This is a genomic window from Metabacillus idriensis (genome assembly GCF_009674765.1).
Taxonomy (GTDB): Bacteria; Bacillota; Bacilli; order Bacillales; family Bacillaceae; genus Bacillus_P; species Bacillus_P idriensis.
Window position 1 is genome coordinate 701,220 of sequence record NZ_WKKF01000002.1, and the last position, 23,534, is coordinate 724,753.

A 23,534-nucleotide genomic window follows, 5' to 3' on the forward strand; every position below is an offset into this window, starting at 1 on the left:
TATAATACGAATTAGGTCAGAAGGTGGTGTAAAATATGCCTAATGTTAACCTCGGCGAGCGGACCGTTGACGTAGATATCCGGTATGAGCTCGAACAGTTCGAATGGACTCGCGCAACATGGTTCGAAAATAAGCTACTCGCCGCGTCGCCATTTCGATACGATAAGAGCCCGTCATTCTACGTTTACCTAGATGATACTCCGAGCGCTCCGGCAGGCTCATGGGGTGACGCAGGATGGTACGAAGCTGAATTCGCGAAAGGTGGATTCGTAAAGCTTCTCGCATTCCTCCGAAACGATTCGGAAGAAGAAACGGCGGACTATTTACTCGAAGCGTACGGAGAAAGCGACGGCGCAGAAATAACGCTCAGACTTCCGCAATTAAAAGTCGAACGGAATAGGCAACCAATCGAAAGCGGAATTTTAGAACCGTATAAGCTGCGACATCCATATCTCGGAAAGCGGGGCATCAGCGAACAGATTCAGCGCCTGGCAAACGTAGGGTATTCACGCCAGCATGACGCAGTTACCCTTCCGTGGTTTCTACCGGACGGTCGATTAGCCAACGTAAAATACCGGAAAACGCGCGGCAAAGCGTTCTTTTACGAAAAAGGCGCATGGCCGATACGGGAACTCATCTACGGAATTGATATCGTCTATTCGCGAAAAGTAAAGCGAGCTGTCGTATGTGAGGCGGAAATTGATGCGCTGAGTTGGATGACGTCGGGCTACATGGCGGTAGCTGTCGGAGGATCATCGTTTAATAGAAGGAAAGCGGAAATACTCGCGGCAAGTCCGTTAGAGGAAATCGTCGTAATCGCGGATAACGATAAAGCAGGCGGCAAACTGCGGGACCAAATCGTTGAAGAGATGCGCGGAAAGATGGCGGTAAAAGTTGGTGCGATAGATGCGAGATATAAAGACGCGAATGAAGTGCTTGTATCTGGCGGAGTGGAAACGTTGAGGAAAGCGGTTGAGATGGCGGAAGTGTCGGTAAGTGTACGTGGATTCACGTATTCATGGTCGGCGGAAGGAAAAGCTTAACCCTTCCGTTGTTACTCGGATTCCCATTCGTAGAGGTCGTCGATGCAACAGTGAAGAGCATTGGCGATTCTCTTGGCGCATTGAACATTCGGGAGATGGCGCAAGCTAACGTAGTCCGTAATTTGCTGCGGTGGTAAGCCGACCCTTAGTGCGAGTTGTGCTTGCGTAATTCCATTCCGCTTGCATAGATCGGGAATCCGGCATCTTCCGACCTGTAACGTAATCATTACCCCCTTTGCGCAGAGGATAAACCATATTATAGCGGAAGACGATCGCGCTTACCATTAATTATGCGTTGACAATGCGCACAACCTTTTCGATTGGGACGTCGAGGTACAGGCAAATCTTTTCGATAGTGCCGATGTAAATTTTCGAATCGGTCGACATGTGCGCTTTATTTATCTTAGCGAGAGTGTCTGGCGCGAGAAGAGTTCCGCGTAAATCTTTAGGTTTTAAACCCTTTTCTTTTAGTGTTTCGAATAAAGGCGAAAAATCGATCATAAAATTTCCAACTCCTTGAAAAATAATGTAGACATGTCTGAACATTTATAGTACAATTTAATTATACCCGATAGAGAGATAAAACGGAATACTAAAAATAAGGGAGTGACTACCTTTGGATTACGTTCGCAAAGATATCTTCGACTCAATAGAAGACCGAGATGATCTGGACCAAAAAACCATCGCAATCGAATTAGGGATCACCGAAAGATATCTAACTAAATTCAAAACAGGCGAAGGAAATCTAAGCTTCCGTAAGCTAATGAAGATCGCATTTATAATCGCGCCAAATAACCCACACGAAAAAATATCAGAATGGTGTCTTCATTTCGATAGTGTGGAATTAATCAAAAACTCATTTGAGTATGCAGCGATCACAAGAAATACCAGCCTCCTGGAAAATCTACTCAGTACACACAAAGATTGCGACAGAAAGATTAAAGAATGCGTGGACGTCTATACCTTCATCTCTAACTACATGAAAAACGGTTTTCAGAAGACTAATATTAAAGCAGAAATCAAGAAAATCAAAAACATCAAAGACGAATGCCTGCTCATCCTCCTAGATATTTATCGCTGCATTGACTCATACCTAAATAGAAAATTTACAACTCTCCCAGATACCGCAGAATGTATTGAAGAAAGAATTAGCGAATTAAGCGCAGACCGAAATCTTTTCATCAAAGAATGCTTCATACATAGACTTTCCGAAATTTTATCTCACACTTATATGCATCTAAATAACCTGCCAAAAGCTCGTCACTACTCATGGATCATTATAAATGCTCAAATTTCCCCTAAGATCATGTCTGACGGCTACTATGTGTTAAGCCACACCTATATAAACTCTGACCCTGAGAAATCATTATTATACATTACCGAAAGTTTAAAGTGCATGCAAGCTACGGGAGTCTCATATTTAATCGAATTCGCAGAATATAACGTGGATTGGATAAGACTCCTTTTAAATAAAAAGCTTCCAGAGAATTGCGATTCATCATTAAAAGCTGTCGAGGCCGTTAAAAACGGAACTATGACAGCAAAAGAAGCCGAGGAGGTGGTGAGGAAAAGCGGTGATGACGATTTGATTTCGTATTTCTTAACGATTTCTTGCGAAAACACTACGCAAGTGTACACGAGATTCAGTTCGTATATATCAAGCGCGGATATGTTTTACGCATCGATCGCCGTAGCGGAAATGATTCGAAGAGGTGAAAATTCAGAATTAGCCCATTCACTTAGAGGCCTTGTGTTTAACCCAAATAATAACTTAGGAGATGATCTTTTTGAAGAAACATTTATTAGTAGTTTTAACGGCGGTTCTATTGGTGTCAGGAATTTATGCGCTTAAAGGTAACATGCACCAGTCAGCAAACATTAACTTTGTAGAAACTGCAGGTAAAGTACAGCCAGGCGGTTAATGCCCAATAAAAATAAAATAGAAATAACTTTCCGAGCGCCCAAACAAGTGGCGCTCTTTTTCATATTATGTTCATACGTCTGAACTAAAAATACTTTTTCCTACTTTGTTCTATTTTGGAAAGATTTATGAAAAACGTTGGTAATATTAGGACATAGCAAAGAAACAAAAAAGAAATTGAAAAAGTTTTAAAAAGATTGCGCGGAAGATAAAAGTCGCGGGTATTATCATATGAAGCATAAACGAGGAGGAAATAAATTGAACGAAAAACAAAAACTTAATAACCTAGTAGTTAGTTTCAAAGCGAGCCGGAAGGACGAAACCTTTAACGAAATCCACGCGATCGTCATCGGCAGCAACTTTCGCAAGTACGAAAAGATCGGAGAGTCACTACGGTCCGACGGTCACGAAGCGCTGGCACTTTACGAAGATACGCTAATCCGCTGCATCGAATCGTACGACGGCGCCAGAGACTTCGAAAACTATTTCAACCTTTGCGTAAAAAGTAAGCGAAGCAACCTTTACCGGAATAAGAAGCTCCGAAACAGCTACGAAGATTACTCGGTGAATGACAGCGATGAGAACGCGGCAACGTTCGAAATCGTAGACTCATTCGATCTTGAAGAATACGCGCTAAGCACGAAAAAAACCGACCAGTTGGCGCTGATCGGCTTTCTCGTAGAAGGCGCGGATGCAACAACGAAGGCAATCGTTGAAGCGTTCCTGCATCATCCGAATCCAACCGCGACGGCAATCGCAAATGAGTTCGGATTTCACCATTCTAAAGTAACACGCGCTTTAAACCGCTTGGCAGCGAAGTTTAGTACTAAGCAATACGGAAATTATCACGATTACCTAGTTGCGCTTTAATATCGAGACGATTCGAAGACATAGGCATCGTTTTCGAATCGGGGTCTCTTAAACATTATACGCTAATGAAAGCGAAATTAAGACTTACAATGTTTTCCACTCGTGTTTCGTATTACGCGACACGGCATCTCACTACTTAATAATAAAGCCAAATAAAATAAAATTCAAGGGGTGTTCACTGTGAAAAGTGTAAAAAATTACCTACTTACTAATAGTATATCAGACCTACAAGAAGATTATACCCAATTAACTAACGACGTAAACGTTTTATATAACGGTTCTATCGAAGATTACGAAGACTTCGCGGACTACTATCGCGCAGATAAAATCATTAAAGGGGTGCGCCTGGCATGATGGCCGTCGTAATCCTCACGTACCTAACCGCCTTCATCACGATAGGCTGCGTAATCATGGCGATGGAAACGAAGTAGCAAAACGGAGTCACACCTCCGTTGGTGTGCGCAGTGGCAGTCATTAGGATCACGCGCGTCGGAACGCTAATCGAAGCTATCCGCCGTCTTGGCTGCAACTTACCTGCGCATGACGACGGGGTGTGGGACTTACCGGCACTCCGACAACGCCGATATGGCGAAATTAATCCGGCAATAAGCCGAAGGGAGACGATTTAATGACGAAATTCAAGACAGGCGCAGCAGCACTCGGAGCACTTCAAAGCGGAAATGATGGCGGAGGTAACACGAGCTCAATCGATTTCGCTAAGTTCAGCGTAGGTAAAACGTATAAAGTTCGCGTGCTTGGAACGGAAGATTTAATGCAGTACTTCGGCTACGGAATGTATAAGAAAGTAAATACGTTTGTTGCGAAGAATCCTTCCGAACGTGACGAAAGAGGAAACGCAATCGCAAACCATACCGCTTGGGATTTAGCGGAGAAATATTACCGCGATAAGCAGTTCGCCGCCAGTGACGCCAAGAATGAAACTGACGTCGATAAGTTTAAGAAACTCGCTAGTCCTTTCCGCGGCAAAGAGCGCTTCGTAATGGGCTTCGTAAATCTTGCTGACGGTGTAGAAATCGTAATCGACTTAACGCGTGACCAAGCGCTTGCAGTCTACGCAACTATCACGAAGTACGAAAAGAAACTCGGAAAGCTTGCGTTTGAATTATCGAAAACAAATACCGGTACAAAGGCGAGCGATACGAGAGTCGCATTAACTCCGATCATAGATTTCGAGGATGATTTAACTCCGGATGAGCAAGCGAACTTCGCCAAGTACGAAGGTAAAACGTTCAATCACGCGCTATTCGAAGGTCTATTATTCGAAGCTGACGAGAAAACGCAAATCGAAAACCTTGTCGCAGCCGGGTTCGATATTACATTGATCGGTTTGTCTATCGGCGGCCAGGCGCAAGCAGACGACGTTACGGAGATTGGCGAAGTTACAGATCTTGACGACGGAGACCTACCTTTCTAGTTGCGGTAGGTTGTCCGGGGAATAACGAAATTACAAATTAGGAGGCGGAGAAGAATGGCGAAAATCAAAACGCATCAAATCACATTAGCGGAGGACTACCGCAAGATTAACGTAGGAAGCGTATCAGAGCAAAGTAATTCATACGTTACGGTGTGGTCGAAGGACTACAATGCGAAAATTAGCGTGTCTGTCAACGCTCTAGGGGAAGTCGGAACGAAATCGGTAATATTGCCGGAACACTTGGCGCAGAAAGTAGAGACTTTGTTCGCGGAGATTAACGAATATTACGAAAAGGAGTCCGAATAATGGCGCATCACACAACGACACGTGGAAGAATGTCGGAGCTCATCGCTCAGACTGCGCTTTTGGAGAACGGATACTCTGTCGCGGAATGGATTGTGCCGGAAGCGAGCGACATTATTGCGTATGACCGCGCAAATGAGCAACTGATGTTGATACAAGTGAAGACGCTGAGAAAGCGCGATGATCGGAACGGTGAATACGTATTATACGGCCGGAAGAATAATGGCGATAAATATTCGAAAGCAGATTGTTCGCATTTCATTGGCGTATATAACACGGAAGTATTCCTTATCGAGAATCGCGGCGATATAGCAGAATACTGGTGTCCGGCGGATAAGGTTGACGAAAAGTGGCAGCGGTTGAGTACGACGGTAAAATTAAACGAATCGGAGGCGGTTTGAGATGAATAAAGCGATCGAATTAGCAAGCGCAGTATTTACGAGCAATGGTAACGGAGGATTCACGGTAACGAAAAGTCGGCACGGGGATTTAATTGTTGACGCGAAGTATAGCGAAGGTTTCGTAAAGCAATACGCACTAATGAATGAAGACGTTGTTATCGTCGAGAAAGAACCGGATCTGAAAGTCGGAGATTATGCGAAGGTTATAAATGATGGCGAAACAAGCGTTTTCAAAAAAGGAGATTTTGTAAAAATAACACGCGTAAATTATTCAATATGGGACTATGAAGCGGAATCTTTAGACGGAAATAAAGGCGAACAATTTTTTGAAAGAGAGATAGCAAAAGCAACCGATCAAGAAATCGCCGCCGCCAAAGCGCAAGCCGAAGCCAAACGCGAAGCCGACCGCTGGGAGAAGATCGGCCGGAAGCCTGGCGAATACAAGAAAGGCGATATCGTTCGCGTACTCGGAGATAATCCGCTTGGTTCTCGCAACAAAGACGGAGATATTGGCGAAATTTACAAAAGCTTCGGAAGCAATTACGCAGTAAGGGTCGTGGCGAGAGACGGGGACGATAACGGAGATTTTCACCAATCGGATTCCACAGAACTAATCACGCCAGTAGAATCGCGCTTCGATCTAGCGATGGATGGCGACCAGGACGACGCCAAATGAGCGCCGGCATCTCAAAACATGCGCAAGCAAGCGCACGCTGCGGCAACTGCAGCAATGTCCTCTACGAAGGCGAGGCGGTTCAATACGACAGGCAATCGGAGCAATATTTCTGCGACTCGGTTTGCGCGGAAGAGTGGTACGCGGAATATGTATCGGAATATATGCGGAAGCATTTAAGGAGCGTGGACTTATGACGGATAAACTGTTCGCACCGCCATCGCAATTACCGTACAGAAACCGGCTAGTCTATCTGATGCAAACGAAGCTTGGAACGGAATTGCCTGAAGACATTCTACACGATATCGATCATGCGCTGTATGATTACGCTAAGTATTGCGCAAAAGTGGCGAGGGATGAGGCGGAAGCAAATGCGAAGGTAGCAGAGGGGAGGGCGTTGACTATTGCGGAGCACGACGCCGAAACTGCGATTGAATTTATCACCGAATGGTACCGAAACAGCCGCGTCAAGTGAGCGGATTAAGAACGTAAAGAAAACGAAGGCGGCGGCGAATGAGTCGATCGAAGAGGCTTGGACGCGAATACTTGCGATGAAGAATAGCGAAAGCGATCAGGCGAAGTTAATCGAAGTAAAGTCGGCATTTGAGGCGGGTCTGGTAGGCAGAGATCCCGCGTCTGTCGGCAAGAAATTCTCGAAGGCGGAAGCGCTACGGCAATGGCGCGAGCTCAACGCTAAACAACGAGAAGAAACACTTCGGAAGATGGTCGAAAATACACCGGATAATTATTGGCTCATTACGGATGAGAAGCGGTTAGAAGAATTCCTTGCGATAGTTACGCAGGAAAAGGAAATCGTATTCGACGTAGAGACTACCGGAACAGATATCTTCGAGGATTATATCGTAGGTAACGTAATCACAGCGGTTGAGGCTGATATCCATGCGTACATTCCAACGAAGCACTTAACTGACGGCAATCAGTTAGCGCATGAATACGTAATGGAGCGGTTAAAACCGATTTATGAAGATGAGTCAGTAGCGAAAATAGCACATAACGGAAAGTTCGATATCCACATGCTTGCTCGCGAAGGAGTGACGGTAAAAGGATTCGCCTGGGATACGCAATATGCACACCATATTTTAAACGAAAACGAGCGTGTTCAAGGCGGTTCATACCGTCTTAAAGATTTAGTAACGAAGTATCTGAAAATACCGTCACAAACATACGATGAACTTTTTGGTAAGGCGGGCTTTCACGAAGTATCTGATTTGAACATTGCATTGGCGTACGCAGCAAAAGACGGTGACGTTACTTTAAAACTGCGTAACTTTCAAAAAGCGCACCTATCACGACTAAAACTTCTTGACTATTACAAAGGCGTTGAAAACCCAATCGTAGACGTATCGATTGAAATGGAACGCGCAGGATTCGTACTTGATAAGAAGATGGCCGAAGAATTAGGCGATAACTTACGTAAAGAGCTTGCGCAAATTGAAAAAGAATTGCATGAACAGTTCGGAGAAATAAACTTCAACTCTCCAGCGCAGCTAACCGCAAAGTTTTTTGACGAGATGAAGCTTGATCGGTTTCTCCCGAAAGGATTTAAGAAATCTACCGACGTCACTACGTTAAAATTACTCGCACCACATCACGAAGGCATAAAATTACTACTAAGTTATCGCGAGAAAACAAAGCTTCTTGGAACGTATATCGAAGCCCTTCCGCAAATGGTTAAGGAAGACGGACGGATCCATGCGAATTTCAATCAGACCGGAACTGTTACCGGAAGATTTTCGTCCAACAATCCGAATTTACAGAATCAACCGAAGTTTGCTCGGAAGTTATTCATAGCACCACCAGGACAGATAATCTTATCCGGGGATTTTTCCCAACAAGAACCACGTTGGCTTTCACATTTTACCGGAGAAGAAGTCCTCGTTAATGCTTACCGCGAAGGCAAAGATTTATATTCGACTGCAGCCTCGGAATTATTTGGAGTTCCAATCGAAGACTGCGGAGATGGTTCGAAGTACCGAAAGATGATGAAGACCGGGATACTAGCGGTCATGTACGGTGTAGGTCCGAAAACGCTTGCCGATCAGTTAGATATTACGGAAGCAGAGGCGAAAGCGTTTGTTGCGGATTTCTATAAAGCATACCCGAAAGTTAAAGCATGGATTGACGGTAATGAAAAGTTTGCGAAGAAATACGGATACGTCGAAATGTACATGGGAAGAAAACGGAGGTTGCCGGAGGCTAAGTCAAGAGAACGCGGGTTACAATTCCGAGCTATCCGCCAGGCAACTAACGCGATTATTCAAGGAAGCGCAGCGATACAGACGAAGCTAACGATGATCGAGACGCAGAAACTATGTCGTAGAAAAGGTTGGACATTGGCTTGGAGCTGTCACGACGAACAGGGCGTATATGCGCCTGAGACTATAACGATGGATGACGTAAAAGAATTCGAAGCAGTAATGTTAAACACTGTTAAATTAATCGTTCCGAATAAGACCGACCTAGAGATTTCCTACAGATGGGGCGAAGGAAAATCGATAAAGGAGTGGTTCGGTGTATAGTCGGATAGCGAAGAACGCGAAATTAGGTGACGGTTGTATAAGTAAAACACATAAAAATGCACATCTTTCGTTCATAAGCACGGATTTAAACGTACTAAATCTTAAAAAGGAAATGTGTAAAGATGAAGGATTCTCGTGCGGCGATTTCAGAACTCAGAAGTCAGGATATGGCGGGACTAAAACCATTTACAATTTCTACACTAGAGTTAACGAAAAGATAACTCAGATAGCTGATGCGAGTCATAGTGATCTGATCGCTTCTTTAGATAAAGAGGATTTATATTTATGGTATATGGATGATGGTAGCTGGCACAAAACCAGAAACACCATGCACTTATATTCCAACATGCTGGATGATAACGAAACTAACGAATTAATAACGAAGATTGGCGATATCTACGGAATAGCACCAAGACCGAGAAAAGACCGGAAGAAAGACGGTCGATCATTCAACTACCTTTACTTCCCACGCGGATTAGTAAAACTGTTTAGACCGGAATTTAAAGAATACGCAATGAGCCACGAACTAGAAACGATGTACTACAAGTTCGGCGGGCTCGATTATAAGGAGGCTATTTAAATGTCAATCGTAATCAAAAAACTCAGCAAGGCGCGATGCACTCCATGTGCAATCCTATCGAACGCCCTCCGCGAAATCGACTTCGCTGCACATGGCGCTACATTAGAGGAAATCGACATCGCAACGCTGTCCGACGCTGAACTCGACGCCTATAAAATTAAAGGAGTTCCCGTCTTAATCGCGTACAGGAACGGAATGGAGATTACGCGAGCAAAGGGCGTCATGGCTCCGGAAGAGATCGAAGACTTGATTAACATTGCGAAGGAGTGGAATTGAGGTGGCGCTAGAAAAATATCCGGTAATGTCAGAGTTAGGCGATTATAAAGTCGAAATAGTAAAGCAACACGTCGCGCTTGGGGCGTACCGATGGATAGCGAAAGTATACGTAAAGAGACAGACTCCGCGATTTTACCAACGGAAGTTTAAGCTTATTTACGAAAAAGAGACCGGATGGTCACAGTACGAGGAGATTGCGAATAACTTAGTAGCTTTTGCGCAAGATGCCGTCTTTGACTACGAGTACAGCGTATATAAAAAAGAGCGAGATAGACGGACACAAGAAAAATCGATAGAAGAGTTCGTCAATTGGGACGGAATGATTCGGGAAAATGAAGGAGCGGATGCAATTGACGGAAATTAAACGACAAAACGCAGCGGCGGCATTACGCGGGCAAATTGAATCGTCGGAGGCATCCGGTAATAAAGCAATGGCGGATAAGATTGCGCAGGAATTTAACGACATGCTTCACGAATTCCATACGTATGAACAACCTTATGACGATATGATGGATGCGGAATTTTACGAACAATATGCGCGAGTTCTACGAGAGCAGTCGAAGTGGGGATATTTCAACTGGAAGACAGCGCCAGACGGAACACCTCGGCCGGCTTTTTCGCCAAGTAACGCAGGTAAGACCGAACGGGAGCTTTACGAAAAGGCGCGTAAGGCGAAGCGAGATAAGAAAACTCCGACATCAAATCAGCGCGACTGGACCGGATTAGGTTCGCAAGTAGGCGGATATATTCAGCGTGAAATGATGCTGATCGAGCGTCACTACGAAAAGTTAACCGGCAAGAAGCCGAAGTTTAGATTCGAACGCACAAAGCGGAATGAGCCTTCGTTTGAGCATTTCGTTAAAAAGATGCACGAAGTCGAATATGCCGGTGAAAAGTTCGCCTTTAACGGCCTGCCGGACGGAATACTGATTTATACCGATGATGACGGTAAGGAGTATCGCGTAGGATTAGAGGTCAAGTCGTTCCAAAAGAGCTACGTTGAGTTTAAGAAAGTTGAGCAGCCGAAGACGGATCACGCATTGCAAACCGTTATGTACTCCGAAATGTACGGATTGGATTATTTCATTGTGCTTTACCATTTAACGTACGGAGTCGAGTGGAAGAAAGATATTAACCGGAACAAAACATTCGGAAAGTACGTTACGCAGGCAGAGCGTGAAGAATTATTTGCGAAGTTTGCGAGAGTAACGAAGGCGGTGCGTCTGTCAGATCCTCCGGAATTGGATTTAATTGACGGATGGGCGTTTAATGATTTCAAAACTTCGATTGCTAAAACGATAACTGACGATGAACTATCGAAATTAAAAACGAACTTTGATCGCATCAAAAAATCACGATTGCCCGAGTGGAAGAAGAATAATTACTTCCAGGCGTTGGAGTTTATCGAAAGCGTGCGGAAATCGGAGGCGGTATGATGCGCATCCTCGCGATAGACATATCGACAAATCCCGGCTTCGCCGTACTCGACGTTAAGACTCGCAAGGGCGTTAACAAAGCGTCCCTTGTCCGGGTTGCTTCCGTTAAGACTAATACGAACAATCCGGACGCACAGCGTTATTCCTACATCGAAGCACTCGCGACTATGATTGCGCATGAATATGCTCCGTTCGATAAGGTTATTCGCGAACATTTTACGAAAGGTCGGAATAAACGATCGACTCAGACGGTGTTCGGCGCCTGGGCAGCGATTGATATTGCGCTAATGAAATACGGCTACAAGGTCGACGAAGAAATAACGCCATCCAGCGTCAAGAAAATCGTAACAGGCGACGGCACCGCGGATAAGGATAAGGTCGAAGAATACGTCCGCGAATGGCTGACGTTGCCGGAAGAGTTTACGTTTAAGTCGGACGATGAATCGGATGCTATTGCGGTAGGTCTCGCGTATTTAATCAACGAAGGAGTGATCGCCAAATGAGCGACATAACACCGGCAAACCTCCGCATCCTCTCGAACGGACTTGACGAACGCCTGACCGACATTGACTACGACATTGCTCGCTATGAGCGGAAGCTGATTGCGCTTAAATTGGAGCGCGAGAGTGTAACGGAAAGTATCGAAAATTTACGGAAGCTAAAGGAGGAACGCCAATGATCGCAATTATCGCGCTAATCTGCCTCGCGTTTCTGGCGACAGTGTTTATCGTAATGGATACGGAAGGGATCGAAGGAGCTGGCGTCATGAAGGCGCTGCTTCTCATCCTTGTCGCGATTCCTTTCGGAGTTATCTTGGCGGGGATTATCGGACAATAATCGCAATTATACTAAATAATATATCGCAAAGGGAGCGGATTTAATGACGAAAGTACAAACGATAGTAACGAAGAATAAGGGAAAGCGAAAATTATCATACGACGAGCCACGCTTGATTGCGTTCATTCAATCTGCAACGCACAACTATCCGAAGCTTGACGTCGATTCATATACGGAAAAGGTTATCCGCCAAATTACGGCGAAGGATGAATACAAAGCGGATCAGATTACGAACTTGCTCGTTATGACCGCGCTAGAAAATATCGATGTAGCAAATCCGGATTGGACTTTCGTAGCAGCATATATTCACTTGCGCCAGCTCTATAAACAAGCGGCAAAGAATCGCGTGTACGATGCGGGCAAGAAATACGGAGACTTTTACGCGCTACTGACTACGCTTGCCAATAACGATGTGTATTCGCCATTGCTGCTCGAAAAGTATTCGAAGGATGAAATCAAGGAGCTCGCGGAAATCATCGATCCAGAGCGCGACAAACTGTTTACCTATATCGGATTGAAAACGCTGAGTGACCGGTACATTGCTCGCGATAAAGATAAGCGCATATTCGAACTGCCGCAGGAACGTTGGTTAGTAATCGCGATGCACTTGAATTCGAATGAGCCGAAAGAAAAGCGAATTGACCTCGTTAAAGAATCTTATTGGGCGCTGTCAAACTTATATATGACGGTAGCGACTCCGACATTATCTAACGCAGGAAAAGCATACGGTCAGTTATCGAGCTGCTTCATTGATACCGTAGATGATTCGCTACAAGGAATCTACGATTCTAATACCGACGTTGCAAACTTATCGAAGTCAGGCGGAGGCATTGGCGTCTACCTCGGAAAGATTCGTAGCAGAGGATCGGATATTCGCGGGCATAAAGGCGCAAGCAGTGGCGTCATTCCGTGGATGAAGCAGTTAAACAATACGGCAGTCAGCGTAGATCAGCTCGGACAACGTAAGGGCGCAATCGCCGTCTACCTGGACGTATGGCATAAGGATATCTTCTCGTTCCTTGACGCGAAGTTGAATAACGGTGACGAGCGCTTGCGTACGCACGACCTATTCACGGGCGTGTGCTTGCCGGACGTATTCATGGAAACGGTCGATAAGCGCGGCGACTGGTACTTATTCGATCCGAAAGAAGTCCGTACGGTAATGAGGTATTCGCTCGAAGACTTTTACGATGAAGAGAAAGGCGCAGGAACTTTCCGCGAAAAGTATCTCGAATGTGTTCAGTCAAACGAACTAACGAAAGAAATCGTTCCGGCTATCGAAATCATGAAGCGTATTATGAAATCGCAGCTTGAAACGGGAACTCCGTTCATGTTCTACCGCGATGAAGTTAACCGTATGAACCCGAATAAGCATGCCGGAATGGTGTACTGCACGAATTTATGTACGGAAATTACGCAGAATCAATCGGCAACTACTGTCGACGAGCAGTACACGGAGGACGGAAAGATTATCACGGTAAAGACGCCTGGCGACTTCGTTGTATGTAACCTATCGTCAATCAATCTCGCGCGTGCTGCTATGGATGAAGTTCTGCAGCGCCTGATCCCGATTCAAGTCCGCATGCTTGATAACGTTATAGATTTAAACACGATCGAAGTTAAGCAGGCGCAGCTAACGAACGAAAAGTATCGCGCAGTAGGACTCGGAACATTCGGATGGCATCATCTACTCGCGCTGAAATCAATCGATTGGGAATCGGAAGAGGCGGTGACTTATGCAGGCGAACTGTACGAAGATATCGCGTTCCTGACGATTAAAGCGAGCGCCGACCTGGCGAAAGAGAAAGGCGCATACCCGGCGTTTATAGATAGCGATTGGAGTACCGGACAGTACTTCGAAGACCGAGGCTATATTTCGGAAGTCGGAGAAAACTTGCGCAATAGGAATTGGGCGGATTTGATGCACGATATCACTCGCATTGGAATCCGCAACGGCTATCTGATGGCGGTAGCGCCTAACGCATCCACTTCAATTATTGCCGGAAGTACAGCGTCAATCGATCCGATATTTAACGTTGAGTATAGTGAAGAAAAGAAAGACTATAAGATTCCGGTAACTGCGCCTGACTTAACGTATAGAACGTTCCAATACTATAAATCTGCGTATCACTATGACCAACTATGGAGCATTCGTCAGAACGCACTAAGGCAGCGCCACATTGACCAGGCGGTATCGTTCAATATCTACGTGAAGAATACGGTTAAAGCGAAGGAATTGCTCGACTTGCATATGACGGCATGGCGCGAAGGTTTAAAGACTACGTATTATGTCCGTTCAACATCTAGCGAGATTGAAGAATGCGAATGGTGCGCGTCCTAATTGGGCGCTCTCTTTTTCGCAATAAACGAGGGGAGTCGGTTAAATGAAACAACGACAAATAATGGACGTAAACGCACCGAATAAATCAACGGGGATTATTAACGGATCCACATCAAACGTACTTAACTGGGATGACGTAGCACATGCATGGTCGTATCCAAAATATAAGAAGATGTTATCGAACTTTTGGACTCCGTTCGAGATTTCGATGACTAACGATGTTAAAGAATATCCGCGCCTTTCTGAAACGGAGAAGGACGCTTTCCTTAAAATCATCGGACTACTTGCGCTACTCGATTCGATTCAATCGGATTACGCCGGCAAAGTCGCGGACTACATCACGGACTCATCGATTAACGCGCTCATGATTATGTTAGCGCAGCAGGAAGTTATCCATAACCATTCGTACAGCTACGTGCTTTCTTCGCTTGTGCCGAAAGAAAAGCAAAACGAAGTATTCGAATACTGGCGCTCTGATGAAACGTTACGTGACCGAAATGACTTCGTAACTTCCGGATATAAAGACTTCGCGGAGAATCCTAACGTAGAGAACTTCTTAAAATCGATCGTATATGACGTAATCCTCGAAGGACTCTTCTTCTACAGCGGATTCGCGTTCTTCTATAACCTTGCGCGCAATCAGAAGATGGTCGCAACGTCAACGATGATAAATTATATCAACCGTGACGAACAAATTCACGTTGACCTATTCGTTAAGATTTACCGCCAAGTCCTCGCGGAGAATCCGGAGCAGGATACGCCAGAGCTACGCCAATTTGCTATCGAAACTTTCCGTAAAGCTGCGGAGTTAGAAATCGAATGGGGTCGCTCAATCATCGGAAATAAAATCGATGGCATCTCGATGGACGAACTCGAAGACTACATTAAATTCTACGCAAACGTACGCTGCAATCAGCTCGGATACGGGCACGAAGCTTTTCCGGAAGCATCGCGTAAGAATCCGATGAAGTGGATTAAAGCGTACGAGGAAGTCGATCTCGGTAAGTCCGATTTCTTCGAGCAAAAGAGCCGCCAATATACGAAGGTGAACAACGTAGATAACGGCTTCGACGATTTGTAAAAAACTTTCGCCAATAGTGCGCGGGGCTCATAACTCGCGGGTATTATCATATGAAGGCGCTGGTATCCGTTAAACAAGCGGCAGGCCGGCGCCTTTTCGCTTTATAAATTAAACGGAGGTGCATTCGGAATGACAAACGATGAAAGAGAGAAATTAATACGTTTCTGTGTCGAAGCCGCGACAGAATTGAATGGCGCAAAAGTATCGTACGTAGAATTTACAGCGATGAACGACGAAGAACTGCGGAGAGAAGCGGACTGGTTAGACGACATGCTTGGCAAATAAGGGGGAATCGGAATGGGAAACGTTAAAAAGGCGGCATACTTTACCGCGCTAGTAATCATCGGATTTATCATCGCACAAACGGTCATTCATACGGTCGGATTCGGATATGCAGTTGCGCTAATTGTGGCGCTGGCTACGGTAGCAATTACGTATGACTCTAACGAAAGCGAGGCGAAGTAATTGGGATTCTTCGGTATTACTGCGAATAACGATGCGCAGAAGCGCGCTATGCAAGCGTTAATTAACGACAAACCGTTTACGTTCTTAACTGGACCGGCAGGAACCGGCAAGTCGCTCGTAGCACAGGCGGTCGGACTCGATCGGACGATTGAGCGCTTAAAGTACCGCAAGCTAATCTACACGCGATTACAGACGCAAGTCGGAATGGACGTCGGAGCTTTACCGGGAGACATTAACGAAAAGACTTTTCCGTTCATTGCGCCATTGATGGATAATCTTGAAGTCATGTCGGCAAAGGCTAACGAAATTAAACGATACCTTACCGAAGGTGACGATGACAAGCGGAAAGTATTCTTCGATTCTATTCAAACGATAAGAGGGCGCTCACTTAACCACACATACGCGATGATAGATGAGTGCCAGAATCTCGATATTCATACGATGGCAGCAATCGCTACTCGTCCAGGTGCCGGAGCTAAATTCGTATTCATGGGTAACTTTTCGCAGGTTGATAACGCTAAACTTCGGAATACGAAAGCGAACGGGCTTTACCGATTATTATCCGGTCTGTACGAAAAGAATGCGCATCAATACTTCGATCATGTAAATCTAACGGAAGTACAGCGCCATCCGGTCGTAGAGGTTGTCGAAGAAATACTGCGTAATCATGAAATGGCGGAAGAATTTGCGGAATTGGAGGCGAGAGGGAATGCAGATCAGGAACTTTAAATCCATCAGGATTAATAGCGAAAATTTATTAGATGTTAGTGGGTTCGGAGGACATTCTGATTACGGTGTATTGGTAACTGCTTATGACTTTGCTAGCGCAGTAATAGAAGTTAGACGAAAAGAAGGAACGACAGCAATGCTTGCCATGCAATATGACGATTTAGATTTACCTGCTTACTGGAAAGATGCGGAGATTTTATTTACAACGAGATTAGCCGCTAATACGGAGGAATTGTAGTGAGAAAGTTCTTGCACCGTATGGGATATATAATATCGCCGTCACTTCTCGGAATGGGAGTAGGTCCGTACCCGATAAAATCCGCAAGAAATCGTTGGGAGAAACGATGGCGTAAACTAGATTCATATTTAAAGGAGGCGTCACCATGAAAGCACGAACGAAAGCGCTCGCCCTAACCGCCACTCTAGCGACCGGAATCGCAGCCTACGCGGTCATCACGCCGCCAGCCCAACCGCCAGCCCAAGCGAAAGCACCAACGCCAATAACGCACTACGTAGACCGAGCCGCAGTCCTATCCGCACTCGCTAACGAATCACAAATCGTCGGCCTCTCCGGTCATGCCGAAAAGTGGGTACAATCGCGCGATAATAAATGGTACGGCGACCGCGAATACGAAATGACGATAGCCGGCGATTTTAAGATGGGCGTAGATAGCGAAGATATCGAAATCACAACGCGCGGTAACACGATAATTGTACGCTTTCCGCAGCCGAAGCTCATCAGCGCAGACTTTCCGTTCGATAAAGCGGCAATCTCGAAAGACGTCGGGTTTGTGCGGAAAGACTTCGATGAGGATGAACTGCGGAAATTGTACGGTAAAGCGCGCAAGGCGGCAATAGCGGACATTAAGGCGGACGTAAAGGCGAAGGATCGCGCAGAGAAAGCCGTAGAGCATGCGATTGAGGAGCTGCTTGAAACGGTGCCTTATGCGGAAGATGTAATATTCGTAGATTAACACCAATTTAAAAACGGAGGTGAAGAGAATGAATAAACTTCATTCGTTTATAACGCTTGAACAAGTATCAAATGCACTTCAATACCGCGTAACGCGGAATACTCAATCGTCTACGAAATATCTTTCGTGGCAAATAGAAGTTAGGCGCGGCGAGGACGAGGGGGTAATTTGGGAGTTCGCGCATGAGATTGGTCATGCAATCCTATTTAGGAAGGAAAAGAGAAAAGTTAAGGACATAGTAAGTCTTATTGACTTATATAAAAAACGGAGTAAATTAAAAATATTTATATATGAATTGGAGGCGTGGTTAATCGGGTTTTTAGCATGTAAATTATTTAATATAGGCACAAAAGGAATGTTGGTGTATGCGATTAAATGTTTAAAAACGTATCTTTAATTAATGAAATAATGTCCGTATTGCGTAGTTTAACGCAAATAAAATGTAGGAGGAATCTCAGTGTCGTTGTACATTATCGTTGTTACAGACGATAGAGAACTACGTAATTCACCGCCGATCATTTCGAAGAATCTGCGCATAGATTTTATCGGGATATGCCAACAAACAATCGGAAAACATTTCCGTGGAAAAAGGTATAACGTAATTCATAACCACACCTCTATAACGGATTTAAGTAAAGCGGACGACAATCGTATTGTCGACTGGTATCGCCGCGAGTTAATCGGATGCGCCGCGAGAGATGTAATCGTAATTAACGGAGGCGGAGATTAATGACCCGAATGGACGAACGACTTATCAAGCACTTTACCGCGCTGAAAACGGACGATGAAAAGATAGCGGTAATCATGGCGCTGGCACTTGTCGGAGAAGATGCGCTGGCTGACGAATGTAAACGAATTTATACGGAGGGATGACGGGGATGTACGAAGAGGTATTTACGTTTTCGGAGGATAGGCCATTAAGTAAATTCGCAAGTAGTTATAAACCATTTCAATATAAAACTAATGAAAATAGCTGCTGGTTGTGTGTAAGCCATAAAGTCGACGTCACAGGGTACGTGCGTATCAGAAGAAACAAGAAGGACGTTTCTCTCCATAGGTACATTTACGAACAATTAGTCGGGTCGATTCCAGACGGAATGATTATCATGCACTCTTGCGATAACCGAACTTGTTTTAATCCGGACCATCTTTCTATAGGAACACATAAAGAAAATCAGAGGGATAAAGCACTGAGAGGCAGGTCTGCAAAAGGTTCAAAAAACGGAAGGGCAAAACTAACAGAGGATCAAGTTAGAGAAATCAGAAAAGACTTTAGAACATTAAAAGATATCGCCAAAGATTATGGTGTTTCTAACGCGATGATAGGAGAAATAAAAAATTTAAAAAACTGGAAACACATAATTTAAGGGGGAATTTACGTGAAAAAACAATTTAACCAAGTGAAGGAATTTCATGAGAAGTTCGGTCATCCGGTTGCAGATAAACCTACTGCAATGAAGTTTGATAGACGCGACAAAAGGTTCGGGTACATGGAAGAGGAGAATCAGGAATTTGTAGAAGCGAAAACAGTCGTAGATCAGGCAGATGCGATGGTGGATTTAATGTACTTCGCGCTAGGAACGTTAGTCGAGCTCGGAGTTGACCCGGAGCCACTTTTCGATATCGTGCATAACGCAAACATGTCGAAAGTGTGGCCGGACGGTGAAGTTAAGTACGATCCGCAATCGAATAAGATTCTAAAGCCGCCGACATTCGTGCGACCAGAGCCGTTAATTGAGGCGGAGATTAAAAGACAAACGAAGGGGGCCGAATAAATGGCGGATAAACAATACCTAGAACTAACGAAGCACATATTCGATAATGGCGTAGAGAAATCGGATCGCACCGGAACAGGAACGTTAAGCACATTCGGATATCAGATGCGCTTCGACTTAGCGAAAGGATTTCCATTACTAACTACGAAGCAGTTACACTGGCCGTCTATTGCGCATGAGCTCCTGTGGTTTCTCAGCGGAAACACTAACACGAAGTATCTAACGGATAATGGCGTAAGAATATGGAACGAATGGGCTGACGAAAACGGTAATCTTGGTCGGATATACGGAAGGCAGTGGCGCAGTTGGGAAGTGTCCGTTAATTCTCACGGATTCGCGGAAGGGTACTATATCGACCAAATTGCGCAAGTAATCGAACAAATCCGCAATAATCCGGACAGCCGACGTCTACTCGTCAGTGCATGGAATGTCGGAGAACTCGATCGGATGGCGTTACCGCCGTGTCACTTCGCGTTTCAATTCTACGTAGCGAACGGTAAGCTATCGTGTCAACTTTATCAACGGTCAGGCGACGTATTCCTCGGCATTCCGTTTAACATCGCCAGCTACTCGCTACTGACGCATATGATTGCGCATGTGACCGGCCTACAAGTCGGAGAATTCGTTCATACGATAGGTGATGCGCATATCTATACGAATCATATCGATCAGATTAAAACACAGCTTGAACGTGAGCCGCGAGAACTTCCGCAGTTAGTAATCAAGCGACAAGTTAACGATATTGACGATTTCACTTTCGATGACTTCGAAATTGTCGGATATGATCCGCATCCAAAACTAACCGGAAAGGTGGCAATTTAATATGACGAACACTAAAACGCACCTAATCGCAGATGAATCGCTAGGAGGACTACTGCGCGAATATACGGAGACTGATCGGGAGGCTAGCGTAGGGGATTACGTACACGTAATTTATTATAACGGATTAGCGGAGGATTCTATCGGAGTAGTTATATCAATCGACGATGAAGGTAATCCGGACGTTAGTGTCGATAATCGCGTCTTTTACATCGAACAGTGGGATGACTACACCACACTCGAACCAACCGAAGTTGTAATGATTGCGGAAGAAACCGTCCTCGATGATACGAGATTTACGCAAACTACCGCCACACAAAGAACACGCTACAAACTAGCCGATCGCATTGCGAAAGTTGGCGAGAAGGTTGTTATCGTAGCCGCCGAAGGAACATTCGACATGTACGATAACGGCGATGTTATCAAAGTAGAAAGCGTTACTCATGGCGGAATTCAAAACCAAAGCGTTGCTTCTAGCGGACATGTTGGACGTGGACGTAATTCATACGGCTACATTTCGGATAAAGAATATCGCGTACTCATTCCAATCGAATCCAACGAAGCTCAAGTCGAAGTTACCGAAGCCGAAGCGTCACCGTCTGTCATCGAAATGCTCGCCAACCTATCGCGCAGAATCGTATCGTTAGAATCACAAGCGGAAGATAATCTCGAAACACTTGAATCGCAAGCGCTCCGCATGAAGCGTTTAGAAGACGAAATTGACACGCTCCATCGCAATAACGTTAAACTCGCGGAGGAACTGGCGAATCATAAGGCGGAAGCCAAAGCGTCGCAAGCAACCACGGAGGTCGATGCGGTAGACTTTAGCGCATTTACTAACGCAGTAGCAGCGAAAGTGCTCGATAAAATGACGAAGGGGTTACGCAATGCCTAGAAAACCGGACATTTGCCTTACAACACTTAACAAATTGCCAGTCGAAGAAGTACCTATCAACATTGCGTATAAACATAAAGAATGGTTAAAAGAGCAGTACTACAGCCTTGAACTATCCCTTCTTGATATCGCGGAAATTACTGGGGTTACAAGAAAGAATATTGAGTACTGGATGAGGAAATACGAGTTGAAACGAAGAGATAAAGCTACAAGATATACAGAAAGATGTTTGAAGAAGATATCCGAAACAAGTAAAGGCAGGGTTCCTTTTAGTAAAGGACTAACTAAATACGACCACCCTGCAATAATGAAAATTAGTGAAAGTGTTAGCGGGGAGAAGGCTGGGCGTTGGAAAGGTGGATACGGTGTTAATTCTACCGGTTATAGATATGTAAGAGATATCAATCACCCTAACCGTGATAAAGATAATTACGTTCTTGAACACAGGTTGGTTATGGAAAAAGATTTAAATCGATATCTCACTTCCGAAGAGGTAGTCCATCACAGAGACAGAAATCGCCTAAATAACTGCTTAGAAAATCTTTACCTTTTTCCAAACAACCGATCACACACATGCTTCCACAACCACCAAAAGTACTATGATCCGATGATTACCGAAGAAAAGTTTATGGAGGAGATTTTTTATGGAAAATACGGATATTAAAATAGCTACTTGCGGACGCCTCAGATCGGGTAAAACAACCGCCGAGCAATACCTTTGCGCCATCCACGACTTCACACCGTTCGCTTTCGCCGATCCGCTGAAATATTCGTTCTATAACTTATTTCCGCAATATCGCAGTCAGCCGAAGCCACGCGCATTATTACAGAAGTACGGCGAGGATATGTGCGCAATCGATCCGCATGTATGGATACGGCCGACCTTCGAAAGCATTAAGCGTACAACCGGAATAGCAGCGATAGAAGGACGTACACCGCGCATCTTAATAACGGATTTGCGCAAGCAGACGGAGCTTGACGAAGTGAGACGGCAAGGGTTTACGGTGATCCGGATTACAGCACCCGAGGAATTGCGCATCAAGAGGGCGCGAGAAGCTGGCGATGACTTTAACGTTGAGGATTTGACGCATCCGACGGAGATAAGCGTAGATGGATTCGACTGCGATTACGAAGTGAGTAACGAAGGGGATTCGTTTGATTTGTATGCGCAGTTAAATCGAATAATTTCGAAATTGGAGGCGGATAAATGAAAAACGGACTAACGGTACTCGAACTATTCTGCGGCGGAGGAATCGGCACTAACGGCATATTAGCAGCCGGTTACGACGTTGTAAAGGCGCTAGACTTCGATAAGAACGCGGTAAAGGCATACCGGCATAACTTCGGAGATCACGTAGAGCAGGCGGACATCAATACGGTAGAGATAGGCAGTCTACCGGACACTGACGTCATCTTTGGCGGTCCGCCTTGTCAAGATTATTCGATCGCAGGTAAAGGCGAAGGTGAGGAAGGCGAGCGCGGCAAACTCGTCTTTCGTTACATCGATATCATCGCGGAAAAGCAACCGAAGGCATTCATATTTGAAAACGTGAAGGGTTTAATCGGAAAGAAGCATCGTCATACATTTAACGCGCTACTAACGAAGTTTAACGAAATTGGTTACGAGGTCAATTGGAAATTAATAATGGCGTGGGATTACGGCGTAGCGCAGAAGAGAGAGCGCGTTTTCGTTGTCGGAATACGAAAAGACCTCGGATTCACTTACGCGTTTCCGAAGCCATTAGAAGGCGATTATAGAACAATTGTCCTGCGCGATGTGATCGGTGATTTACCGGAACCTGCGCAACAGTCAAACGGAGGTCACCTCTCGGATAATTACGGCACTGAATACGAAATGGCAAACCGCAAAGAGTCATTCGATAAACCAGGCGCAACAGTAACGGCTCATCACCGGTGCAGTTATACGCATCCAGGCGAAGAACAGCGCAGGTTCACAGTCCGCGAGTGCATGCGGATCCAATCAGTGCCGGACAGCTACGTTATACCCGACGACATTTCACTATCTGCGCAATACAGAATCGTAGGAAACGGAATAGCGTCACGCGTCGCATGGTATATCGGTAAAGCTTTGGCGGAGCAACTTAACGCAGGCACAAAAAGCGAAATGTAGGAGGGAAGA

35 protein-coding genes are annotated in these 23,534 nt (G+C 45.2%); 33 read left to right on the forward strand and 2 right to left on the reverse strand.

The window, feature by feature from the left end; all coding sequences use genetic code 11:
• Positions 1 to 35 precede the first annotated feature (35 nt).
• Entirely contained in the window at positions 36 to 1,043 is a 1,008-nt protein-coding gene (locus GJU41_RS11765; protein ID WP_154318666.1) for a toprim domain-containing protein, read from the forward strand.
• An 11-nt stretch (positions 1,044 to 1,054) separates the two neighbouring features.
• Here the strand turns inward: GJU41_RS11765 and GJU41_RS25480 are convergent, their stop codons facing one another.
• On the reverse strand, positions 1,055 to 1,270 hold the full coding sequence (locus GJU41_RS25480; RefSeq protein ID WP_154318667.1) for a helix-turn-helix transcriptional regulator: 216 nt from the start codon (positions 1,268 to 1,270) through the stop codon (positions 1,055 to 1,057).
• A 61-nt stretch (positions 1,271 to 1,331) separates the two neighbouring features.
• Positions 1,332 to 1,544 carry a helix-turn-helix domain-containing protein gene (locus GJU41_RS11775; protein ID WP_154318668.1) on the reverse strand — a complete coding sequence of 71 codons (213 nt, stop codon included), beginning with the start codon at positions 1,542 to 1,544 and terminating at the stop codon, positions 1,332 to 1,334.
• A gap of 115 nt (positions 1,545 to 1,659) precedes the next feature.
• On the opposite strand from GJU41_RS11775, the gene GJU41_RS11780 reads away from it, so the two are divergent.
• The 32 genes from GJU41_RS11780 (at position 1,660) to GJU41_RS11935 (ending at position 23,525) form a co-directional block, all read left to right on the forward strand.
• Complete coding sequence (locus GJU41_RS11780; RefSeq protein ID WP_154318669.1) at positions 1,660 to 2,895, forward strand: AimR family lysis-lysogeny pheromone receptor; 1,236 nt, start codon at positions 1,660 to 1,662, stop codon at positions 2,893 to 2,895.
• 327 nt (positions 2,896 to 3,222) lie between these two features.
• The gene (locus GJU41_RS11785; RefSeq protein WP_154318670.1) at positions 3,223 to 3,834 is read left to right on the forward strand and encodes a hypothetical protein; all 612 of its coding nucleotides are present in this window, start codon (positions 3,223 to 3,225) and stop codon (positions 3,832 to 3,834) included.
• A gap of 628 nt (positions 3,835 to 4,462) precedes the next feature.
• Positions 4,463 to 5,269, forward strand: a complete 807-nt coding sequence (locus GJU41_RS11790; RefSeq protein ID WP_154318671.1) for a hypothetical protein — start codon at positions 4,463 to 4,465, stop codon at positions 5,267 to 5,269.
• Between the two features lie 54 nt (positions 5,270 to 5,323).
• Positions 5,324 to 5,575 (forward strand): hypothetical protein, encoded by a 252-nt coding sequence (locus GJU41_RS11795; protein WP_154318672.1) that lies wholly within the window; start codon positions 5,324 to 5,326, stop codon positions 5,573 to 5,575.
• The gene (locus GJU41_RS11800; RefSeq protein WP_154318673.1) at positions 5,575 to 5,973 is read left to right on the forward strand and encodes a hypothetical protein; all 399 of its coding nucleotides are present in this window, start codon (positions 5,575 to 5,577) and stop codon (positions 5,971 to 5,973) included. The genes GJU41_RS11795 and GJU41_RS11800 overlap by 1 nt, the downstream gene beginning before the upstream one ends.
• A 1-nt stretch (position 5,974) precedes the next feature.
• On the forward strand, positions 5,975 to 6,649 hold the full coding sequence (locus GJU41_RS11805; RefSeq protein ID WP_154318674.1) for a hypothetical protein: 675 nt from the start codon (positions 5,975 to 5,977) through the stop codon (positions 6,647 to 6,649).
• A gap of 190 nt (positions 6,650 to 6,839) precedes the next feature.
• On the forward strand, positions 6,840 to 7,121 hold the full coding sequence (locus GJU41_RS11810; protein WP_154318675.1) for a hypothetical protein: 282 nt from the start codon (positions 6,840 to 6,842) through the stop codon (positions 7,119 to 7,121).
• Positions 7,051 to 9,186, forward strand: coding sequence for a DNA polymerase (locus GJU41_RS11815; protein ID WP_154318676.1), 2,136 nt, complete (start codon positions 7,051 to 7,053; stop codon positions 9,184 to 9,186). Before GJU41_RS11810 ends, GJU41_RS11815 begins: the two co-directional genes overlap by 71 nt.
• The gene (locus GJU41_RS11820; protein ID WP_154318677.1) at positions 9,179 to 9,766 is read left to right on the forward strand and encodes a hypothetical protein; all 588 of its coding nucleotides are present in this window, start codon (positions 9,179 to 9,181) and stop codon (positions 9,764 to 9,766) included. Before GJU41_RS11815 ends, GJU41_RS11820 begins: the two co-directional genes overlap by 8 nt.
• Positions 9,767 to 10,042, forward strand: coding sequence for a YbbN family protein (locus tag GJU41_RS11825; protein WP_154318678.1), 276 nt, complete (start codon positions 9,767 to 9,769; stop codon positions 10,040 to 10,042).
• A 1-nt stretch (position 10,043) separates the two neighbouring features.
• Positions 10,044 to 10,406, forward strand: coding sequence for a hypothetical protein (locus GJU41_RS11830; RefSeq protein WP_154318679.1), 363 nt, complete (start codon positions 10,044 to 10,046; stop codon positions 10,404 to 10,406).
• Positions 10,393 to 11,478, forward strand: a complete 1,086-nt coding sequence (locus GJU41_RS11835) for a hypothetical protein (RefSeq protein ID WP_154318680.1) — start codon at positions 10,393 to 10,395, stop codon at positions 11,476 to 11,478. Before GJU41_RS11830 ends, GJU41_RS11835 begins: the two co-directional genes overlap by 14 nt.
• A complete protein-coding gene (locus tag GJU41_RS11840) occupies positions 11,475 to 11,981 on the forward strand; it encodes a crossover junction endodeoxyribonuclease RuvC (protein ID WP_154318681.1) in 507 nt (168 codons plus the stop codon). Before GJU41_RS11835 ends, GJU41_RS11840 begins: the two co-directional genes overlap by 4 nt.
• Positions 11,978 to 12,157, forward strand: coding sequence for a hypothetical protein (locus GJU41_RS11845; RefSeq protein WP_154318682.1), 180 nt, complete (start codon positions 11,978 to 11,980; stop codon positions 12,155 to 12,157). The genes GJU41_RS11840 and GJU41_RS11845 overlap by 4 nt, the downstream gene beginning before the upstream one ends.
• Positions 12,154 to 12,315, forward strand: a complete 162-nt coding sequence (locus GJU41_RS11850) for a hypothetical protein (protein WP_154318683.1) — start codon at positions 12,154 to 12,156, stop codon at positions 12,313 to 12,315. The genes GJU41_RS11845 and GJU41_RS11850 overlap by 4 nt, the downstream gene beginning before the upstream one ends.
• Positions 12,316 to 12,358: 43 nt before the next feature.
• Positions 12,359 to 14,656, forward strand: a complete 2,298-nt coding sequence (locus GJU41_RS11855) for a ribonucleoside-diphosphate reductase subunit alpha (RefSeq protein ID WP_154318684.1) — start codon at positions 12,359 to 12,361, stop codon at positions 14,654 to 14,656.
• A 43-nt stretch (positions 14,657 to 14,699) separates the two neighbouring features.
• Positions 14,700 to 15,737: a ribonucleotide-diphosphate reductase subunit beta gene (locus GJU41_RS11860; RefSeq protein WP_224771399.1), complete on the forward strand. Its 1,038-nt coding sequence runs from the start codon at positions 14,700 to 14,702 to the stop codon at positions 15,735 to 15,737.
• Positions 15,738 to 15,866: 129 nt separating this feature from the next.
• On the forward strand, positions 15,867 to 16,022 hold the full coding sequence (locus tag GJU41_RS11865) for a hypothetical protein (protein ID WP_154318685.1): 156 nt from the start codon (positions 15,867 to 15,869) through the stop codon (positions 16,020 to 16,022).
• Positions 16,023 to 16,034: 12 nt separating this feature from the next.
• Positions 16,035 to 16,202: a hypothetical protein gene (locus tag GJU41_RS11870; RefSeq protein ID WP_154318686.1), complete on the forward strand. Its 168-nt coding sequence runs from the start codon at positions 16,035 to 16,037 to the stop codon at positions 16,200 to 16,202.
• Entirely contained in the window at positions 16,203 to 16,931 is a 729-nt protein-coding gene (locus tag GJU41_RS11875) for a PhoH family protein (protein ID WP_224771400.1), read from the forward strand.
• Complete coding sequence (locus tag GJU41_RS11880; RefSeq protein WP_154318688.1) at positions 16,912 to 17,169, forward strand: hypothetical protein; 258 nt, start codon at positions 16,912 to 16,914, stop codon at positions 17,167 to 17,169. The genes GJU41_RS11875 and GJU41_RS11880 overlap by 20 nt, the downstream gene beginning before the upstream one ends.
• Before the next feature lie 145 nt (positions 17,170 to 17,314).
• Complete coding sequence (locus GJU41_RS11885; protein ID WP_154318689.1) at positions 17,315 to 17,905, forward strand: DUF4230 domain-containing protein; 591 nt, start codon at positions 17,315 to 17,317, stop codon at positions 17,903 to 17,905.
• Positions 17,906 to 17,933: 28 nt separating this feature from the next.
• Positions 17,934 to 18,302 (forward strand): hypothetical protein, encoded by a 369-nt coding sequence (locus GJU41_RS11890; RefSeq protein WP_154318690.1) that lies wholly within the window; start codon positions 17,934 to 17,936, stop codon positions 18,300 to 18,302.
• A 60-nt stretch (positions 18,303 to 18,362) separates the two neighbouring features.
• Positions 18,363 to 18,635 (forward strand): hypothetical protein, encoded by a 273-nt coding sequence (locus tag GJU41_RS11895; protein WP_154318691.1) that lies wholly within the window; start codon positions 18,363 to 18,365, stop codon positions 18,633 to 18,635.
• Positions 18,635 to 18,778 carry a hypothetical protein gene (locus GJU41_RS11900; RefSeq protein WP_154318692.1) on the forward strand — a complete coding sequence of 48 codons (144 nt, stop codon included), beginning with the start codon at positions 18,635 to 18,637 and terminating at the stop codon, positions 18,776 to 18,778. Before GJU41_RS11895 ends, GJU41_RS11900 begins: the two co-directional genes overlap by 1 nt.
• Positions 18,779 to 18,783: 5 nt before the next feature.
• Positions 18,784 to 19,272: an HNH endonuclease gene (locus tag GJU41_RS11905; RefSeq protein ID WP_170292781.1), complete on the forward strand. Its 489-nt coding sequence runs from the start codon at positions 18,784 to 18,786 to the stop codon at positions 19,270 to 19,272.
• Between the two features lie 12 nt (positions 19,273 to 19,284).
• Entirely contained in the window at positions 19,285 to 19,680 is a 396-nt protein-coding gene (locus tag GJU41_RS11910; protein WP_224771401.1) for a pyrophosphohydrolase domain-containing protein, read from the forward strand.
• The gene (locus tag GJU41_RS11915; protein WP_154318694.1) at positions 19,681 to 20,502 is read left to right on the forward strand and encodes a thymidylate synthase; all 822 of its coding nucleotides are present in this window, start codon (positions 19,681 to 19,683) and stop codon (positions 20,500 to 20,502) included. It begins immediately after the preceding gene.
• A gap of 1 nt (position 20,503) precedes the next feature.
• Complete coding sequence (locus tag GJU41_RS11920; RefSeq protein WP_154318695.1) at positions 20,504 to 21,394, forward strand: hypothetical protein; 891 nt, start codon at positions 20,504 to 20,506, stop codon at positions 21,392 to 21,394.
• Complete coding sequence (locus GJU41_RS11925; RefSeq protein ID WP_212031446.1) at positions 21,387 to 22,058, forward strand: HNH endonuclease family protein; 672 nt, start codon at positions 21,387 to 21,389, stop codon at positions 22,056 to 22,058. Before GJU41_RS11920 ends, GJU41_RS11925 begins: the two co-directional genes overlap by 8 nt.
• Positions 22,039 to 22,605 (forward strand): nucleoside/nucleotide kinase family protein, encoded by a 567-nt coding sequence (locus GJU41_RS11930; protein ID WP_154318696.1) that lies wholly within the window; start codon positions 22,039 to 22,041, stop codon positions 22,603 to 22,605. The genes GJU41_RS11925 and GJU41_RS11930 overlap by 20 nt, the downstream gene beginning before the upstream one ends.
• A complete protein-coding gene (locus GJU41_RS11935) occupies positions 22,602 to 23,525 on the forward strand; it encodes a DNA cytosine methyltransferase (protein WP_154318697.1) in 924 nt (307 codons plus the stop codon). Before GJU41_RS11930 ends, GJU41_RS11935 begins: the two co-directional genes overlap by 4 nt.
• Positions 23,526 to 23,534: the final 9 nt, after the last annotated feature.

Excerpts from the sequence above, each read along its gene's own strand:
- GJU41_RS11900 (WP_154318692.1), top strand. The coding sequence starts at position 18,635 with ATGACCCGAATGGACGAACGACTTATCAAGCACTTTACCGCGCTGAAA.
- GJU41_RS11855 (WP_154318684.1), top strand. The coding sequence starts at position 12,359 with ATGACGAAAGTACAAACGATAGTAACGAAGAATAAGGGAAAGCGAAAA.
- GJU41_RS11840 (WP_154318681.1), top strand. The coding sequence starts at position 11,475 with ATGATGCGCATCCTCGCGATAGACATATCGACAAATCCCGGCTTCGCC.
- GJU41_RS11860 (WP_224771399.1), top strand. The coding sequence starts at position 14,700 with ATGAAACAACGACAAATAATGGACGTAAACGCACCGAATAAATCAACG.
- GJU41_RS11870 (WP_154318686.1), top strand. The coding sequence starts at position 16,035 with ATGGGAAACGTTAAAAAGGCGGCATACTTTACCGCGCTAGTAATCATC.
- GJU41_RS11825 (WP_154318678.1), top strand. The coding sequence starts at position 9,767 with ATGTCAATCGTAATCAAAAAACTCAGCAAGGCGCGATGCACTCCATGT.
- GJU41_RS11865 (WP_154318685.1), top strand. The coding sequence starts at position 15,867 with ATGACAAACGATGAAAGAGAGAAATTAATACGTTTCTGTGTCGAAGCC.
- GJU41_RS11775 (WP_154318668.1), bottom strand. The coding sequence starts at position 1,544 with ATGATCGATTTTTCGCCTTTATTCGAAACACTAAAAGAAAAGGGTTTA.
- GJU41_RS11790 (WP_154318671.1), top strand. The coding sequence starts at position 4,463 with ATGACGAAATTCAAGACAGGCGCAGCAGCACTCGGAGCACTTCAAAGC.
- GJU41_RS11845 (WP_154318682.1), top strand. The coding sequence starts at position 11,978 with ATGAGCGACATAACACCGGCAAACCTCCGCATCCTCTCGAACGGACTT.
- GJU41_RS11905 (WP_170292781.1), top strand. The coding sequence starts at position 18,784 with ATGTACGAAGAGGTATTTACGTTTTCGGAGGATAGGCCATTAAGTAAA.
- GJU41_RS11800 (WP_154318673.1), top strand. The coding sequence starts at position 5,575 with ATGGCGCATCACACAACGACACGTGGAAGAATGTCGGAGCTCATCGCT.
- GJU41_RS11810 (WP_154318675.1), top strand. The coding sequence starts at position 6,840 with ATGACGGATAAACTGTTCGCACCGCCATCGCAATTACCGTACAGAAAC.
- GJU41_RS11765 (WP_154318666.1), top strand. The coding sequence starts at position 36 with ATGCCTAATGTTAACCTCGGCGAGCGGACCGTTGACGTAGATATCCGG.
- GJU41_RS11920 (WP_154318695.1), top strand. The coding sequence starts at position 20,504 with ATGACGAACACTAAAACGCACCTAATCGCAGATGAATCGCTAGGAGGA.
- GJU41_RS11880 (WP_154318688.1), top strand. The coding sequence starts at position 16,912 with ATGCAGATCAGGAACTTTAAATCCATCAGGATTAATAGCGAAAATTTA.
- GJU41_RS25480 (WP_154318667.1), bottom strand. The coding sequence starts at position 1,270 with ATGATTACGTTACAGGTCGGAAGATGCCGGATTCCCGATCTATGCAAG.
- GJU41_RS11850 (WP_154318683.1), top strand. The coding sequence starts at position 12,154 with ATGATCGCAATTATCGCGCTAATCTGCCTCGCGTTTCTGGCGACAGTG.
- GJU41_RS11925 (WP_212031446.1), top strand. The coding sequence starts at position 21,387 with ATGCCTAGAAAACCGGACATTTGCCTTACAACACTTAACAAATTGCCA.
- GJU41_RS11805 (WP_154318674.1), top strand. The coding sequence starts at position 5,975 with ATGAATAAAGCGATCGAATTAGCAAGCGCAGTATTTACGAGCAATGGT.
- GJU41_RS11795 (WP_154318672.1), top strand. The coding sequence starts at position 5,324 with ATGGCGAAAATCAAAACGCATCAAATCACATTAGCGGAGGACTACCGC.
- GJU41_RS11885 (WP_154318689.1), top strand. The coding sequence starts at position 17,315 with ATGAAAGCACGAACGAAAGCGCTCGCCCTAACCGCCACTCTAGCGACC.
- GJU41_RS11890 (WP_154318690.1), top strand. The coding sequence starts at position 17,934 with ATGAATAAACTTCATTCGTTTATAACGCTTGAACAAGTATCAAATGCA.
- GJU41_RS11935 (WP_154318697.1), top strand. The coding sequence starts at position 22,602 with ATGAAAAACGGACTAACGGTACTCGAACTATTCTGCGGCGGAGGAATC.
- GJU41_RS11930 (WP_154318696.1), top strand. The coding sequence starts at position 22,039 with ATGGAAAATACGGATATTAAAATAGCTACTTGCGGACGCCTCAGATCG.
- GJU41_RS11915 (WP_154318694.1), top strand. The coding sequence starts at position 19,681 with ATGGCGGATAAACAATACCTAGAACTAACGAAGCACATATTCGATAAT.